The sequence below is a fragment of the Labrys sp. F242 genome, from assembly GCF_057813875.1.
This window is the reverse complement of record NZ_JBVASG010000001.1, coordinates 190,773-204,651: the sequence shown is the minus strand read 5'-3', so window position 1 is coordinate 204,651 and position 13,879 is coordinate 190,773. Positions and strand designations below refer to the sequence as shown.

The following is a 13,879-nucleotide window of genomic DNA, read 5'->3' as shown; positions in this document are numbered from 1 at the left end:
GAACGAGCGAACGGCTCACTTCTTGCGGCCGAACCAGCCCTTCTTTTCCGGTTCGGCGGGGGCTTCCTCGCCTTCCGGCTTGGGCGAGATCGCCTGGCCGAACTTCTCGAAGAAATCGCCAGCGAGTTTCTTGGCCGTGCCATCGATCAGGCGCGCGCCGAGCTGGGCGATCTTGCCGCCGACATCGGCCTTGGCGTCATAGTGAAGGATTGTAGCCTCTTCGCCATCGGCCTCGAGACGCACGGTGGCGCCGCCCTTGGCAAAGCCGGCGACGCCGCCCTGGCCTTCGCCGGAAATGGTGTAGCCATTGGGCGGATCGAGGTCAGACAACGTCACCTTGCCGTTGAAGGTGGCCTTGACCGGCCCGATCTTCAGCACGGCCTTGGCGGTCATCTCGGTCGGCGAGACCAGTTCGATCGCTTCGCAGCCCGGAATGCACTGTTTGAGGACCTCGGGATTGTTCAGGCCCTCCCAGACCTTCTCGCGCGAAGCCTCGATGCGCTGCGAACCGCTCATATCCATGGAACTGCTCCTCCCGGGCCATATGCCCCTTTGCTTCATAGATCATGACCGACGGCCGCGGAGCAAGACAGGGATGTAAAATTGCTGCTGCCTGCTGTCGTCGCTCCCCACTCCCGTAATCCAGCCGCAACCCTTGTTTCCTATCGATGAGCCACAACAAGGACATTTCGAATCATGAATCGGAACACATCGCTTCGCGGATGGGTGGCCGTGGCACTCTGCGCCCTGGGTCTGCTGCCACCGAGCGGTCTCGCTTTCGCCCAGACGTCCCCGATTGCCAGCGGCGGCGAGACCGTGGCAGTTGCCGGCATCGAAAACATCCTGATCCGTCATGCCAATGCCAAGGGCAACCTCATCCTGCTCACCGGCGGTGACGGCCGGCTCGATGTCGGGCCCAACGGCCAGTTTCGCAGCGGTGCCGACAATGTGCTCATCCGCAACCGCGACGCCTTTGCCGCCAAGGGCTATAACGTCCTGCTCGTGGACAAAGGCACCAACCTCGCCACAGCGGTCGAAACCATGGCAGGCCTCAAGCGGCCCGTCACGGTCGTGGCCACCTCCGCCGGCACGCCCCGGGCCGCCGAAGGCTTGGTAAAGGGCGCCAAGCCGGACCGACTGGTACTGACCTCAGCTTTCCTCAGCAAGGAGTCCGGTCCCTCCCCGAGCGTCATGGCCATACTCGGCTCCCCCGGGCGGCTGCCTCCCACCCTCGTGGTGCATCACCGGCAGGATGGCTGCCGCTTCACCAGGCCGGCCGGCGTCGCGCCCTTCCAGGCCTGGGCCGGCGAGCGGGTCACGGTGAAATGGCTGGAGGGCGGCCTGCAAACCGGCAATCCCTGCCGGTCCCGCGCGCATCATGGCTTCAACGGCCAGGATACGGAGCTGGTGGCGCTCATCACCTCATTTGCCGGGCAATAGCGCCTTCGGGCACGTCATTCGCCGAAACCGAACGCACCTTCGGGATCCATGGCCTGATGCAGCCGTCCTGCTGCCAGGCGGGCGAGCTGCAGGGTCAGGACCTTGCGCGTCGGCGCCGCAAGGCGCTGCTCGGGAGCGTCCCGCAGCAATGTGCCGCCATAGGCGTCGGCCACGATGCTGCCGGCTTCCTCGGGAAGCAGAGCCAGTGGGAAATCCGGACCGACGGCGAAGAACAGCCGGTCGCAATAGGTGAGATAATCAGGCCATTTGTGGTCGACCTGGAAGTCGATCACCGAGGACTTGATCTCCACGATCCAGATCTCGCCCTTGCGGCCGACGGCGAGCAGATCGGCGCGGCGGCCATTGGGCAGCGTCACCTCTGGTACTGGCGTCAGGCCGTATTGGCGCAGGAGCCGGCTGGCACCGCGCTGGATCGTCAGGGCCGCGGCGGACTGGCGGCCGTCTAAGGGCAGGACCGGCAAACCGCTCGTCATCGTCCCGCCTTCTCCCGCCGCCTTTCCACCGAGGAGGCGATCCGCATGGATTCGCGATATTTGGCGACGGTACGCCGGGCAATGTCGATGCCGTCCTTGCGCAGCAACGCAACGATGGTGTCGTCGGAGAGGATGGCATTGGGTGCTTCGGCATCGATCATCTGGCGGATGCGATGGCGCACCGCCTCGGCCGAATGTGCCTCCCCCCCTTCGGCATTGGAGATCGAGGCGGTGAAGAAATATTTGAGCTCGAACAGGCCGCGGGCCGAGGCGATGAACTTGTTGGCGGTAACGCGCGACACCGTCGATTCATGCATGCCGATGGCATCGGCCACGGTCTTGAGATTGAGCGGACGCAGATATTGCACGCCGAGGGAGAAGAAGGCGTCCTGCTGGCGCACGATCTCGGTGGCGACCTTGAGGATGGTGCGTGCGCGCTGCTCCAGGCTGCGGGTCAGCCAGTTTGCCGTCTGCAAGGCCTCGGTCAGGAAGGTCTTGTCCGTCTCGCTACGAGCCGTCCGTGCCACGCGGGCATAGTAGTTCTGATTGACCAGCACGCGCGGCAAGGTGTCGGGGTTCAGTTCCACCATCCAGGTCCCGTCCGGTGCGGCGCGCAAGAGGACGTCGGGCACCACCGGCTGAACCGGCGTGGAGCCGAAGGCCAGGCCTGGCTTGGGCGTGAGGCCACGCAGTTCGGCGATCATCTCCGTCACGTCCTCCTCGTCGACACCACATAGGCGCCGGAGAGCCGGGATGTTGCGCTTGGCCACCAGCTCCAGATTGTCGAGCAGTGCGGCCATGGCCGGGTCGAACCGATTGCGCTCCTTGAGCTGGAGCGCCAGGCACTCCTTCAGCGAACGAGCCCCGACACCGCTCGGCTCGAAGCCCTGCACGATGGCGAGCACGGCCTCCACCTCCTGGAGCGCCGCCGCCAGGCGTTCGGCCAGATCGGCCAGATCGCCGACGAGATAGCCGCTCTCGTCGATCATATCGATGATGAAGCGGCCGATCAGCCGGTGCCTGGGATCCCGAGTTGCCAGATCAAGCTGCGTCTCCAGATGATCGGCCAGCGAAATACCGGCCGCGGCCATGCTCTCGTAATTGACGTCATCGTCACCGCCATGGCCGCCCGCACCGACATTCGACCAGGACGAGACATAGGGATCGCTCCCGGCTAGCTGCTCGATCGCCGCCGGCGCTTCCTGCCTGTCGGCGGGCCGCTCGTCGGGAAAGACATTGTCGAGATCGGTGCCGAGCCCCTGCTCCATCGCCTCGCGGGAGGGCGCCATGTCATCTTTCAGCCAATCGCCCGCGGCGGGATCGACAGGCGCTGTCGCAAGCGTCTCGGGTTCGCGCGAGATCTCACCATCGGCGCGCTCCAGGATCGGGTTGCGCTCCAATTCCGCGTCGACATAGGCCGTGAGATCGAGATTGGACAGTTGCAGAAGCTTGATCGCCTGCATCAACTGCGGCGTCATCACCAGCGACTGGGTCTGGCGGAACTCAAGCCTTTGCGACAACGCCATGAACGCGGACGATCCTGATTAGCAGTCTTGTTGCGGGCAGCATCCTGCATGGACGGCGGCCAGAAGCAAGTTTCACGCCAGATTTTTCGGCAGGCAAGCCGACAAAAAGAGGAAGACCGGAGGCACAACCTGACGCCGAGGGCGATGAAAGGCGTGGAAGGCGCATTATGATGCCTTACCCCGGCCGAGAAATCGGCTAGGTAAGGGCAGAATGTGAAGAAGGGGAACTCCGATGGAAGGCGTGATAGTCGTCGATCACCCGCTGGTGCAGCACAAGCTCACTTTGATGCGCGACAAGAATCGCTCGACCAAGGGGTTCCGGCAGTTACTCAACGAGATCGGGCGCCTGCTCTGCTACGAGGTCACCCGTGACCTGCCGCTGGAAATGGTCGAGATCGAGACGCCCCTGACCAAGATGCAGGCGCCGCGCGTGGCCGGCAAGAAACTGGTACTGGCGCCGATCCTGCGTGCCGGCGAGGGTTTCCTCGAAGGCATGCTGGACCTCGTGCCCTCGGCCCGCGTCGCCCATATCGGTCTCTACCGCGATCCCGCCACGCTGCAGGCCGTGGAATATTACTTCAAGGCCCCGCCTGATGTGGCGGAGCGCCTGGTGATCGTGCTCGACCCGATGCTGGCCACGGCCAACTCCGCCGTCGCTGCCATCGAGCGGCTGAAGGCCCGCGACGTCAAGGACATCCGCTTCGTCTGCCTGCTCGCCGCCCCCGAGGGCATCAAGCATCTGCGCGAGGCCCATCCCGACGTGACGATCTGGACGGCGGCGATCGACAGCCATCTCAACGACCACGGCTATATCGTGCCGGGCCTGGGCGATGCCGGCGACCGCATCTACGGGACGAAGTAGGCGGGAATACCTGGCGCGCTCCAAGGACGTTCCTGGGGCGTTTCCTTGATCAGCCCTCAATTGATTGCCATCCTCGCCGAGTTCACCCTGTTTCCACGGCGGCCCCATGCGCATTCTTCTGATCGAGGACGACCCGATGATCGGAAAGGCGCTGCTGCAGGCACTCGGCGATGCCGGCATGGCGGTGGACTGGGCCCGGGACGGTGCCGACGGCGAGGCCGCCCTGCAACGCCACGGCTATGGTGTCGTCCTGCTCGACAACGGCCTGCCCGGCAAGAGCGGCTTTGAATTGCTGCGCGATCTCAGGCGGGCCGGCGACACCACGCCCGTCCTGATCATCACCGCCAGGGACGACCTCGACCATCGCGTCGACGGCCTCGACCTCGGCGCCGACGACTATATCGTCAAGCCTTTCGAAATGCGCGAGCTGCTCGCCCGAATTCGCGCCGTACTGCGTCGCCGCCATGGCGGCCAGGCCGTCTCCACGCTGGTCCATGGCGATCTCGAACTCGATCTCGAAAGCCATCGTGTCACCTATCACGGCCAAAGCCATGTGCTGACCGCACGAGTCTTTTCCCTGATACTGGTGCTGATGGAGCGTCCCGGCGCGATCGTCTCGCGCAGCCAGCTGGAGGAACGCCTCTATGGCTGGGGCGAGGAGGTCGAGAGCAACGCCGTCGAGGTCTTGATCCACTCCATCCGCAAGAAATTCGGCAAGGACATCATCCGCAATTCGCGCGGAGCGGGCTGGATGATCGAAAAGGACGCTCCCTGATGTCGTTGCGCTGGTCGAGCCTTACAGCCATCGCCGCCGTGCTGCTGGTGGTCGGCATCGGCGCGGCCCTCGCCTCCAACTTCGCCGTACGGCGTGAAGCCCATCGCTTTCTCGACAAGCAGCTGCAGCAAGTGGCCGTCTATGCCCTGGAAGCGCGCAATCTGCGCCCCGCCATCAAGAGCACCCGCAACCGCGAGGACGATCTGCTCGTCCAGGTCTGGGATGACGCCGGCGCGCCGATGCGCTCGACCAATCCCGCCATTGCCATTCCGCGCGGCGAAGGTACCGGCTTCTCGAACGAGATCGTCGCCGGGCATGAATGGCGGGTCTACACTCTCGCCGAGGGAGAACGCACGGCTCAGATCGCCCAGCAAATCGAGGCACGTACCGAGCTGGCCGAGCATGCGGCCCTCGGTGCCGTTCTGCCGATCATCATTCTCATCCCTGTCGCCTGGCTCTTCCTCGGCCTGGTCATCTATGTGGTGATGAAGCCGCTCGGCCGCATCGCGGCGACCCTGTCGGAGAGATCCGTCGCCGATACCATGCCCATCCCCGTGACGGGCGTGCCTTCGGAGGTCCTGCCGCTCGTTGCTGCGATGAACCGCGCGCTATCCCGTCTGCAGCAGACGCTGGAACGTCAGCGCCGTTTCATCTCCGATGCCGCCCATGAGCTGCGTACCCCGCTCGCCGCTCTCACCCTGCAGATCGGCAATCTCAGGCCTCTTGCCCGAGGCAAGGAACTGAACACCAGGCTCGACGACCTGGAGGCAGGCGCCAGGCGCGCCACCCATCTCACCAACCAGATGCTGCAGCTGGCCCGCCTGGAATCCGGTGCCAGCGGGCAGCAACGCACGCCTGTCGATCTCGGCGCACTGGCCGAGGCTTGCGTGGCCGATCTCGAGCCGATCGCCAAGGCTGGGGGGTTGCATCTGAGCTTGCGGCGAAACAGCGAGGTTCCCCTGGCCGGCGACACCAGGCAACTACGGACACTGCTCACCAATTTGATCGAAAACGCCCTGCACTACACCCAACCGGGTGGCGAAGTCACGGTCGAAACCATCGACGAAGGGCGTGGGATACGCATCACCGATACCGGGCCGGGGCTCGATCCGGACCTGCTCGGACGTGTCTTCGAACGCTTCTTCCGGGCCGCGCCGCAGCACGTCGAAGGCACCGGATTGGGGCTGGCGATCGCTAGATCCATCGCCAACGGCCATGGTATCGCCCTCTCTCTGGCCAATCGGGTGGATCGCAGCGGCCTGGTGGCCGAACTCCTGGTCTCGGCTCACCTGGACGGCGAGATCGCGAATGCCCCGACAGGGGCCTGAAATATGCCGCGGCCAGGCTGGTCGTGAGCTTCCTTCGTTGCCACATAATCGGCATATCCGGTTTGGTGATTGGAGCGATCATGAGTGCGGACTGGCTTGATACCATCGGCATCGCGGTCGAGCGCCGCGACATTGCCGCCGGCCTCACACAGGTGCCGGCATCCCCCTTCCATCGGCTAGGCGTTCATGTCGGCAGGCCGGTCAACGCATCCTGCCGCTGCGACGGCCAGCGCCACATCCGAATCCAGTCCGACGGCGATATCGACATCGTTCCGGCAGGATTGGATGGCGAGTGGGAGGATGACGCCGATTGCACCATCCTGCGCCTATGGGTAAGCCCTGCCCTCCTGCGCAAGGCTGCCGAGGACCTGGAGATCGATTCCGACCGCGTCAGGCTGATACCGCGTTTCCAGTGCCGCGACTCCAGGATCGAATATATTGCCAAGGCCCTGGCCGAGCCGGCGCGGCAGATCCCGACCGACCGCCTGGTTGCCGAAGGCCTCGGTTCCGCCCTTGCCGTCCGCCTCATCGACGGACATGCGAGGCTGGCCGCCATTTCGGCAAGACAGACACTGTCGGCAAGGCAGCACAATCGTCTGGTCGAATTCATCGAAAGCCACCTCGAACACAATCTCTCCCTCGCGGTGTTGGCGGGGATCGCCGGCATCAGCGTGCCGCACCTCAAGGTCCTGTTCCGGCGCTCGTTCGGCCTGCCGGTGCACCAATACGTTATCCGGCGCCGGGTGGAGCATGCCAGGCAATTGCTCGCTGATGGCGAACTGCCGATCAGCCAGGTCGCCCTGAGCGCCGGCTTTGCCCATCAAAGCCATCTCGCTCACGCCATGAAGCGCGTCCTGGGCGTGACGCCGGCCGGCCTCGTCCGCCTGAGGCGGGAGCGAGCGGCCTGACCGCAAAGAGCCCTTTTTCCATCCCTTTCTGCTCCTCGCCATCCCTTTGCGTGCGACGACACCTGCCGAAACGGCTTCCAATCGCGCCTCGACAGCAAGCGAGGACAGACACGATGTTCGTCATTCTGGGCGCCAACGGCAAAGTCGGCCGCCATTCGATCGAAGCGCTCCGCCGGCTCGGCGCACCGGTGAGGGCCGTCATTCGAAACGCAGGCCATGCGGCGGCCCTGCAAGCCCTCGGCTGCGACATCGCCATGGCCGATATCCATGACGGCGAGGCCCTGCGCCACGCCCTGCGGGAGGCGCAGGCGGTTCAGATCATCTGCCCCATCAGCCCGCGCAGCGACGATGCCAGCGCGGAGATGCAGGCCTCGATCGAGGCGATCAGCGCAGCCCTGGCCAACGCCGGTCCGGGATCCGTGCTGGCGATTTCCGACTATGGCGCCCATCACACCCGCGATACCGGCATTGCCCTGACCTTCCACCATCTGGAAGCGGCTCTTCGCGGTCTGGGCCTGCCCTTGACCCTGGTAAGATCGGCCGAGCACATGCAGAACTGGGCCCGCCTGTTACCGCGGGCGATCGAAACGGGCGTACTGCCAAGCCTGCACCATCCCGTGACCAAGCTGTTCCCCACCATCTCGGCCGCCGACCTCGGAGAGATTGCCGCCCAGCTGCTGACGACCGGCGCCAAAGACGGGCTTCGTATCTTTCACGCGGAGGGCCCGGAGCGCTACAGCACGGCGGATGTCGCCTCGGCGCTGGCCACCCTCACCGGCCGGGAAATCGTGGCACGGGCGCTGCCGCGCGCCCAATGGCTACCCGCGCTGGCACAGGGCGGGCTGAGTACGAGCTATGCCCAGCTCGTCGCCGACATGTATGATGCCCACAATGCCGAACGCATCGACGTGGAGGCGGCCATCGGGAATGTCAGGCGCGGCGACACCGGCCTGCACCAGGCCCTGGCGGCCATGCTCGGCCCCCCTAAGTCTACCCTAATTCCACAGGGCTAGAACACGCCGACGACAAGTGGTCGGAGGCGAAGGTTGAGCAACGGTTCTGCGTATGAAATCCCTTTCGGGCGCCGCGCAATGAGCACCGCCCGGTTGCGGAGTGCTCTCCTGACTGCGGTTCTCACCTGTGTTGCCCTCCTGGCCGTCGGCGCAATCTATCTCGGCCTGCAATATCTCGGCGGCAATTTCCACACCGTGGTCGCCGGTGAGCTCTATCGCTCGGGTCAACCCACGCCCGGGCGGCTCAGGCACTATGTCCGCGAGGCGGGCATCCGCACGGTGATCAATCTGCGCGGCAGAAATGCCGGCACCGCCTGGTACGATGCCGAGATCGCCGAATCAGCCCGGCTCGGCGTCACGCATGTCGATTTCGCCATGTCAGCGTCACGCCAATTGAGCGGCCTCCAGGCGGACGCCCTGGTGCAATTGCTGCGCAATGCGGAAAAACCCATCCTGATCCATTGCGAAGGCGGTGCGGACCGCAGCGGTCTGGCCGCCGCCCTCTATCTCGCCGCGATCACGAAGGTGAGCGAAGCGCAGGCGGAAAGCCAGATGTCGCTGCGCTTCGGGCATTTCTCGCTGCCTTTCCTGCGCAGCTACGCCATGGACGACACCTTCGAGAACCTCGAGGCCAGCCTGGGCTATTCGAAGAGCTGAGCCGGCTACACCCACTCGCCCTTGCGCATCAGGGGTTCGGCCTTGCCGTCGGCACCGATGCCGTCAATGTCGATCTCGCCCGAGCCGATCATCCAGTCGATATGGATCAGGCTGTTGTTGGCGCCGCGCGCTGCCAGCTCTTCCGGGCTGAGCGATCCGCCATTGACGAAGCATTGGCTGTAGGACTGGCCGAGCGCGATATGGCTGGCGGCATTCTCGTCGAACAGCGTGTTGTAGAACAACAGGCCGCTCTGGGAGATCGGCGAGGAAAACGGCACCAGCGCCACTTCACCGAGATGACTGGCCCCCGCATCGGTCTCCAGCACCTTGGCGAGCACGTCCTTGCCGCTTGCGGCGTCGGCATCGACGATGCGTCCCACCTCGAAGCGCACGGCAATCTTGTCGATCAGCGTGCCCTGATAGGACAGCGGCTTGGTGGAGGAGACATAGCCGCTCACCCGGTCGCGATGCGGCGTGGTGAAGACTTCCTCCGTCGGGATATTGGGATTGCAGGTGATGCCGTTCTTGGCCTTGGACGAGCCGCCGAGCCATTCATGCCCATCGGCGAGGCCGATGGTGAGATCGGTGCCCGGCCCGGTATAGTGGAGGGCGGCATAGCGCTTGTCGTTCAGATAGGCGGCGCGGGCATGCAGGTTGTGATTATGCTCCGCCCAGGCGGCGACCGGGTCATTCGAATCGATGCGGGAGGCGGCGAAGATGGCGTCCCACAGCCTGGCGACGGCAACCTCCTCCGGCTCGTTGGGAAACACGGCCTTGGCCCAGGCCGATGACGCGTAGGAGACGATGTTCCAGTTGATGTCGAAGCCGACGATGCGCTTCTGTGCCGGCTTGTAGGCGGCCGAGCGCGCTTGATTGGCCCGCGCGATCCTGGCCGGATCCTGGCCTGCCAGCAGCGAGGGGTCCTCGCCGGCGATGGCGAGGCGGGCAGCGCCCCGGTCGAAGGCCGCGGCCATGCCGTCGAACAGCCAGCCCGAGGCAGTGTCGAAAGCGGCATCCGGCGCGAAGCGATAGCGCGCCAGCGTCGACTCTTCGTCGGAGAACAGGGTGGTGACCAGGCTCGCACCGGCCTTGTACGCATGCTCAGTGATCCGTCTCACCAGCGGCAGGGCCTCGATCGAGGCCGTCATCACCAATTCCTGGCCGGGCGCGAGACCGAGGCCGACCTTCACGGCCGTCTCGGCAAGCTTGTCGAGACGCTTTGAATGGCTCTCGGAGGAAATGGACATGGCAAACCTCAAAAGGGGAACAATCGAGCGCGCAGACCATCAATGATGCCCCGCGCCGTCAAGCCCTTTGTCGGCACAACCGACAAGAGAGGAAGATTAGGCCAGTCCACGACGGACTGGAACTTGACAGCTCCGGCTTTCGCGCGGCATTTGCGGCAAGATTGTGTGAGGATACGCCATGGAAATCGCCCGCCTGCAGACCGTGATCGACGCCGCCTGGGAAGACCGGGCCCAGTGCAATTTCGAGACCAAGGGCGAAGTCCGGGCAGCCGTCAACCATACGCTCGGCCTGCTCGACGAGGGCAAGCTGCGCGTGGCCGAGAAAGTCCCCGGCGCGACCGGCCGGGAATCCTGGCACACCCATCAATGGCTGAAGAAGGCGGTGCTGCTCTCCTTCCGCCTCAACGACATGACCACCATCGCGGGCGGCCCGGGCGGCACTCTGTGGTGGGACAAGGTCCCCTCCAAGTTCGAGGGCTGGAGCACAACGGAATTCCGCCAGGCCGGCTTCCGCGCGGTGCCCAATTGCGTGGTGCGTCACTCGGCCTATATCGCGCCCGGCGTGGTGCTGATGCCATCCTTCGTCAATCTCGGCGCCTATGTTTCCACCGGCTCCATGGTCGATACCTGGTCGACCGTCGGCTCCTGCGCCCAGATCGGCAAGAACGTGCATCTGTCCGGCGGCGTCGGCATTGGCGGCGTGCTGGAACCGCTGCAGGCCAATCCGACCATCATCGAGGACGACTGCTTCATCGGCGCCCGCTCCGAAGTGGTCGAGGGCGTGATCATCGGCGAAGGCTCGGTGATCTCGATGGGCGTCTATATCGGCGCATCCACCACCATCATCGATCGGGCCACCGGCCAGATCTACAAGGGCTATGTGCCGCCCTATTCAGTGGTGGTTTCCGGCAACCTGCCGGGCAAGCCGCTGCCGGACGGCCGCCCCGGCCCCTCGCTCTATTGCGCGGTGATCGTCAAGACGGTCGATGCGCAGACGCGTTCCAAGACCAGCATCAACGAATTGCTGCGCGACGGAAACCACTGAGCCTTGGAAGCTCCCCGTTTTACCCTCCCCTGGAGAGGGTAGGGTCGGCCTGCAAGGCCGGGGTGGGGTGAAAATACGCAGATCTTGCCGCAATTGGTGACAACTCATTTTTACGGAGAAGTCACCCCACCCCGACGCTTCGCGTCGACCCTCCCCCACCAGGGGAGGGTAAAGGGAGCCCCATGACCGATCTCACCTTCGACCCCCGCGATCCTGTCGCGCTCACCCAAGCCCTCATCCGCTGCCCCTCCGTCACGCCGGCGGAAGGCGGTGCCTTGACGCTGCTGGCCGATGTGCTGCAGGCAAACGGCTTCACCACCCATTTGGTGCCGTTCAGCGACGAGGACACCCCGGATGTCCTCAATCTCTACGCGCGCATCGGACCGCCAGACAAGCCGGCCCTGATGTTCGCCGGCCATACCGACGTGGTGCCGCCGGGCGACGAGGCACGCTGGCGCCATCAGCCCTTCTCGGGCGACATCGTCAACGGACAGCTCTATGGGCGCGGCGCGGTGGACATGAAGGGCGGCGTCGCCGCCAGCGTCGCGGCGAGCCTGCGTCATCTCGACATCAATCCCGACGCGCCGATCGCCTTCCTGATCACCGGCGACGAGGAAGGCCCAGCCATCAACGGCACCGTGAAACTGCTGGACTGGGCCGTCGCCAAGGGCGACCGCATCGGCCATTGCATTCTCGGCGAACCGACCAACCCCGACGCTCTCGGCGACATGGTCAAGATCGGCCGGCGCGGCTCGCTGTCAGGCATCATCACCGTGCATGGCAAGCAGGGGCATGTCGCCTATCCGCATCTGGCCATGAATCCCGTGCCGCAGATGGTGCGCCTGCTCGCCGCCCTCACCCAAAGCGAGCTCGACCATGGCAGCGACCATTTCGACGCCTCCAATCTCGAGGTGGTCTCGGTGGATGTCGGCAATCCCGCCTTCAACGTCATTCCCGCCGACGCTCGCGCGACCTTCAATATCCGCTTCAACGACCGCTGGACCCGGCAAAGCCTGGAAGAGTGGGTGCGGGCCAAGCTCGACGGCGCCGCGGGCAACGAGGTCGCCTATGACCTCGTCTTCGAGCGCTCGGCTTCCGAATCCTTCTTCACCCCGCCCGGTGCCTTCGTCGATGCGATCGTCACGTCGATCGAGGCGGAAACCGGCCGCCGGCCGGTGCTGTCGACCTCCGGCGGCACCTCGGATGCCCGCTTCATCAAGAATGTCTGCCCGGTGGTGGAATTCGGCTTGGTCGGCAAGACGATGCACCAGATCGACGAACGCGTCGATATCCTCGACCTGGAGAGCCTGACCCGGATCTACCAGCGCATCCTCGGGCAGTATTTCGGGTAATTTGGAGCGCGGACACCACAGCCCCATAAAGTCATGGGGCGATGTCCGCTCCTGAAACCGGCGCGCTGGCGGAAAAGAGCGGACATCACGATATGCTGTGCATATCGCTGAGCTGTCAGCGCTCCTCTTCCACGCTCCTTTAAAGAGCCTTCACCGTCGGCCATGGCGCGTCCACGCGCCTGATCGGATTGGCAAGCGGCAGCCCGAACGGCTCGGCCGAAATCTCGAAGACGTCACCCGGTTCGGTCACCACGCCATCGGAGACGCTTAGCGTCGCCGTGCCGTAATAATGCACGTTTACATGCCCGGGCTGGCGGAACAGCTGGTATTTGAAGTGATGGCCCTCGAGATTGGCAATGGTGTGCGACATGTTCGCCTCGCCGGTGAGGAAGGGTTTTTCCCAGATCACCTTGCCCTGGCGCAGAATGCGCGAGGTGCCGCGGATGTCGGCAGGCGCCTCGCCGACCAGAAGCTCCGGCCCGATGGCGGAGACGCGCAGCTTGGAATGGGCGAGATAGAGATAGTTCTGCCGCTCGGTGACGTGGTCGGAGAATTCGTTGCCGAGCGCAAAGCCGATGCGCCAGGGTGAGCCGTCGGGGCCGTTGACATAGATGCCGGCCAGTTCCGGTTCCTCGCCGGCGTCGAGGGCAAAGGATGGCGACGGCAAGGCACCTTGCGGGGGAATCAGCGTCGAGCCATCGCCCTTGTAGAACCATTCGGGCTGCACGCCTTCCTTGCCCGGCGCCGGCCGGCCGCCATCGAGCCCCATGCGGAACATCTTCATCGAATCGGTGGCCTTCGACAGGTCAGCCAGATCCTGATGCATCTTGTCGCGCCCCTCGGCGCTGCCGAGATGGGTCAGCCCGGTGCCGGCAACCATGACATGGCTGGGATCAGGATGGTCGATCGGCGCCAGTATCTCGCCGGCGGCAAGCGCAGCCGCAAGGTCGACGGTTCCCCCCAGGCCTCGCCGCTCGATTTCGGCCCGCAGGCTGTGACCCGAAGCGATCGCGGCATTGGCAAGGTCCAGTACCGACTCAGTATCGCGGATGAGGCGAGAAACACCATCGTTTGTGGCGACGACAGTGCGCTGACCCTGATGGCGCAATTGGGCAAGACGTAAGGGAGTGGGAGACACCAGGCACATTCCTCAGACAAATTCGCAGAGGCGCATCATAGAAAGCATTCGACAGAGCGCAACGGTAAAATAGCGGCGGCGATCAATTGGCGGA

The 13,879-nt window shown here is 64.6% G+C and carries 14 protein-coding genes; 9 read left to right on the top strand and 5 right to left on the bottom strand.

Going from position 1 to position 13,879, the window contains the following annotated elements:
- Positions 1–15: 15 nt before the first annotated feature.
- Positions 16–522 (bottom strand): SRPBCC family protein, encoded by a 507-nt coding sequence (locus ACZYTC_RS00975; RefSeq protein WP_434957935.1) that lies wholly within the window; start codon positions 520–522, stop codon positions 16–18.
- 174 nt (positions 523–696) lie between these two features.
- Between ACZYTC_RS00975 and ACZYTC_RS00970 the strand changes: the two genes are divergently transcribed.
- The gene (locus ACZYTC_RS00970; protein ID WP_454815698.1) at positions 697–1,440 is read left to right on the top strand and encodes an alpha/beta hydrolase; all 744 of its coding nucleotides are present in this window, start codon (positions 697–699) and stop codon (positions 1,438–1,440) included.
- 14 nt (positions 1,441–1,454) lie between these two features.
- Here ACZYTC_RS00970 and ACZYTC_RS00965 read toward each other — a convergent pair whose 3' ends face one another.
- Positions 1,455–1,934, bottom strand: coding sequence for an MmcB family DNA repair protein (locus tag ACZYTC_RS00965; RefSeq protein WP_488988705.1), 480 nt, complete (start codon positions 1,932–1,934; stop codon positions 1,455–1,457).
- Complete coding sequence (gene rpoN / locus ACZYTC_RS00960; protein ID WP_441770225.1) at positions 1,931–3,460, bottom strand: RNA polymerase factor sigma-54; 1,530 nt, start codon at positions 3,458–3,460, stop codon at positions 1,931–1,933. The genes ACZYTC_RS00965 and rpoN overlap by 4 nt, the downstream gene beginning before the upstream one ends.
- A 232-nt stretch (positions 3,461–3,692) precedes the next feature.
- On the opposite strand from rpoN, the gene upp reads away from it, so the two are divergent.
- From upp to ACZYTC_RS00930, 6 genes are all read left to right on the top strand, one after another.
- Positions 3,693–4,322, top strand: a complete 630-nt coding sequence (gene upp, locus ACZYTC_RS00955) for a uracil phosphoribosyltransferase (protein WP_434957938.1) — start codon at positions 3,693–3,695, stop codon at positions 4,320–4,322.
- 106 nt (positions 4,323–4,428) lie between these two features.
- Positions 4,429–5,097, top strand: a complete 669-nt coding sequence (locus tag ACZYTC_RS00950; protein ID WP_488988704.1) for a response regulator — start codon at positions 4,429–4,431, stop codon at positions 5,095–5,097.
- Positions 5,097–6,425: an ATP-binding protein gene (locus ACZYTC_RS00945; RefSeq protein WP_488988703.1), complete on the top strand. Its 1,329-nt coding sequence runs from the start codon at positions 5,097–5,099 to the stop codon at positions 6,423–6,425. The genes ACZYTC_RS00950 and ACZYTC_RS00945 overlap by 1 nt, the downstream gene beginning before the upstream one ends.
- A gap of 80 nt (positions 6,426–6,505) precedes the next feature.
- Positions 6,506–7,333 carry a helix-turn-helix transcriptional regulator gene (locus ACZYTC_RS00940; RefSeq protein ID WP_488988702.1) on the top strand — a complete coding sequence of 276 codons (828 nt, stop codon included), beginning with the start codon at positions 6,506–6,508 and terminating at the stop codon, positions 7,331–7,333.
- A 113-nt stretch (positions 7,334–7,446) separates the two neighbouring features.
- Positions 7,447–8,346, top strand: coding sequence for an NmrA family NAD(P)-binding protein (locus tag ACZYTC_RS00935; protein ID WP_488988701.1), 900 nt, complete (start codon positions 7,447–7,449; stop codon positions 8,344–8,346).
- 78 nt (positions 8,347–8,424) lie between these two features.
- The gene (locus ACZYTC_RS00930; RefSeq protein WP_488988700.1) at positions 8,425–9,003 is read left to right on the top strand and encodes a phosphatase domain-containing protein; all 579 of its coding nucleotides are present in this window, start codon (positions 8,425–8,427) and stop codon (positions 9,001–9,003) included.
- 5 nt (positions 9,004–9,008) lie between these two features.
- Here the strand turns inward: ACZYTC_RS00930 and ACZYTC_RS00925 are convergent, their stop codons facing one another.
- Complete coding sequence (locus ACZYTC_RS00925) at positions 9,009–10,250, bottom strand: aminopeptidase (RefSeq protein WP_488988699.1); 1,242 nt, start codon at positions 10,248–10,250, stop codon at positions 9,009–9,011.
- A 178-nt stretch (positions 10,251–10,428) separates the two neighbouring features.
- On the opposite strand from ACZYTC_RS00925, the gene dapD reads away from it, so the two are divergent.
- Both dapD and dapE read left to right on the top strand, forming a co-directional pair.
- Positions 10,429–11,295: a 2,3,4,5-tetrahydropyridine-2,6-dicarboxylate N-succinyltransferase gene (gene dapD, locus ACZYTC_RS00920; RefSeq protein ID WP_434957945.1), complete on the top strand. Its 867-nt coding sequence runs from the start codon at positions 10,429–10,431 to the stop codon at positions 11,293–11,295.
- A 182-nt stretch (positions 11,296–11,477) separates the two neighbouring features.
- Positions 11,478–12,647 carry a succinyl-diaminopimelate desuccinylase gene (gene dapE, locus ACZYTC_RS00915; RefSeq protein WP_434957946.1) on the top strand — a complete coding sequence of 390 codons (1,170 nt, stop codon included), beginning with the start codon at positions 11,478–11,480 and terminating at the stop codon, positions 12,645–12,647.
- Positions 12,648–12,786: 139 nt separating this feature from the next.
- Here the strand turns inward: dapE and araD1 are convergent, their stop codons facing one another.
- A complete protein-coding gene (araD1, locus tag ACZYTC_RS00910) occupies positions 12,787–13,785 on the bottom strand; it encodes an AraD1 family protein (protein ID WP_488988698.1) in 999 nt (332 codons plus the stop codon).
- Positions 13,786–13,879 lie beyond the last annotated feature (94 nt).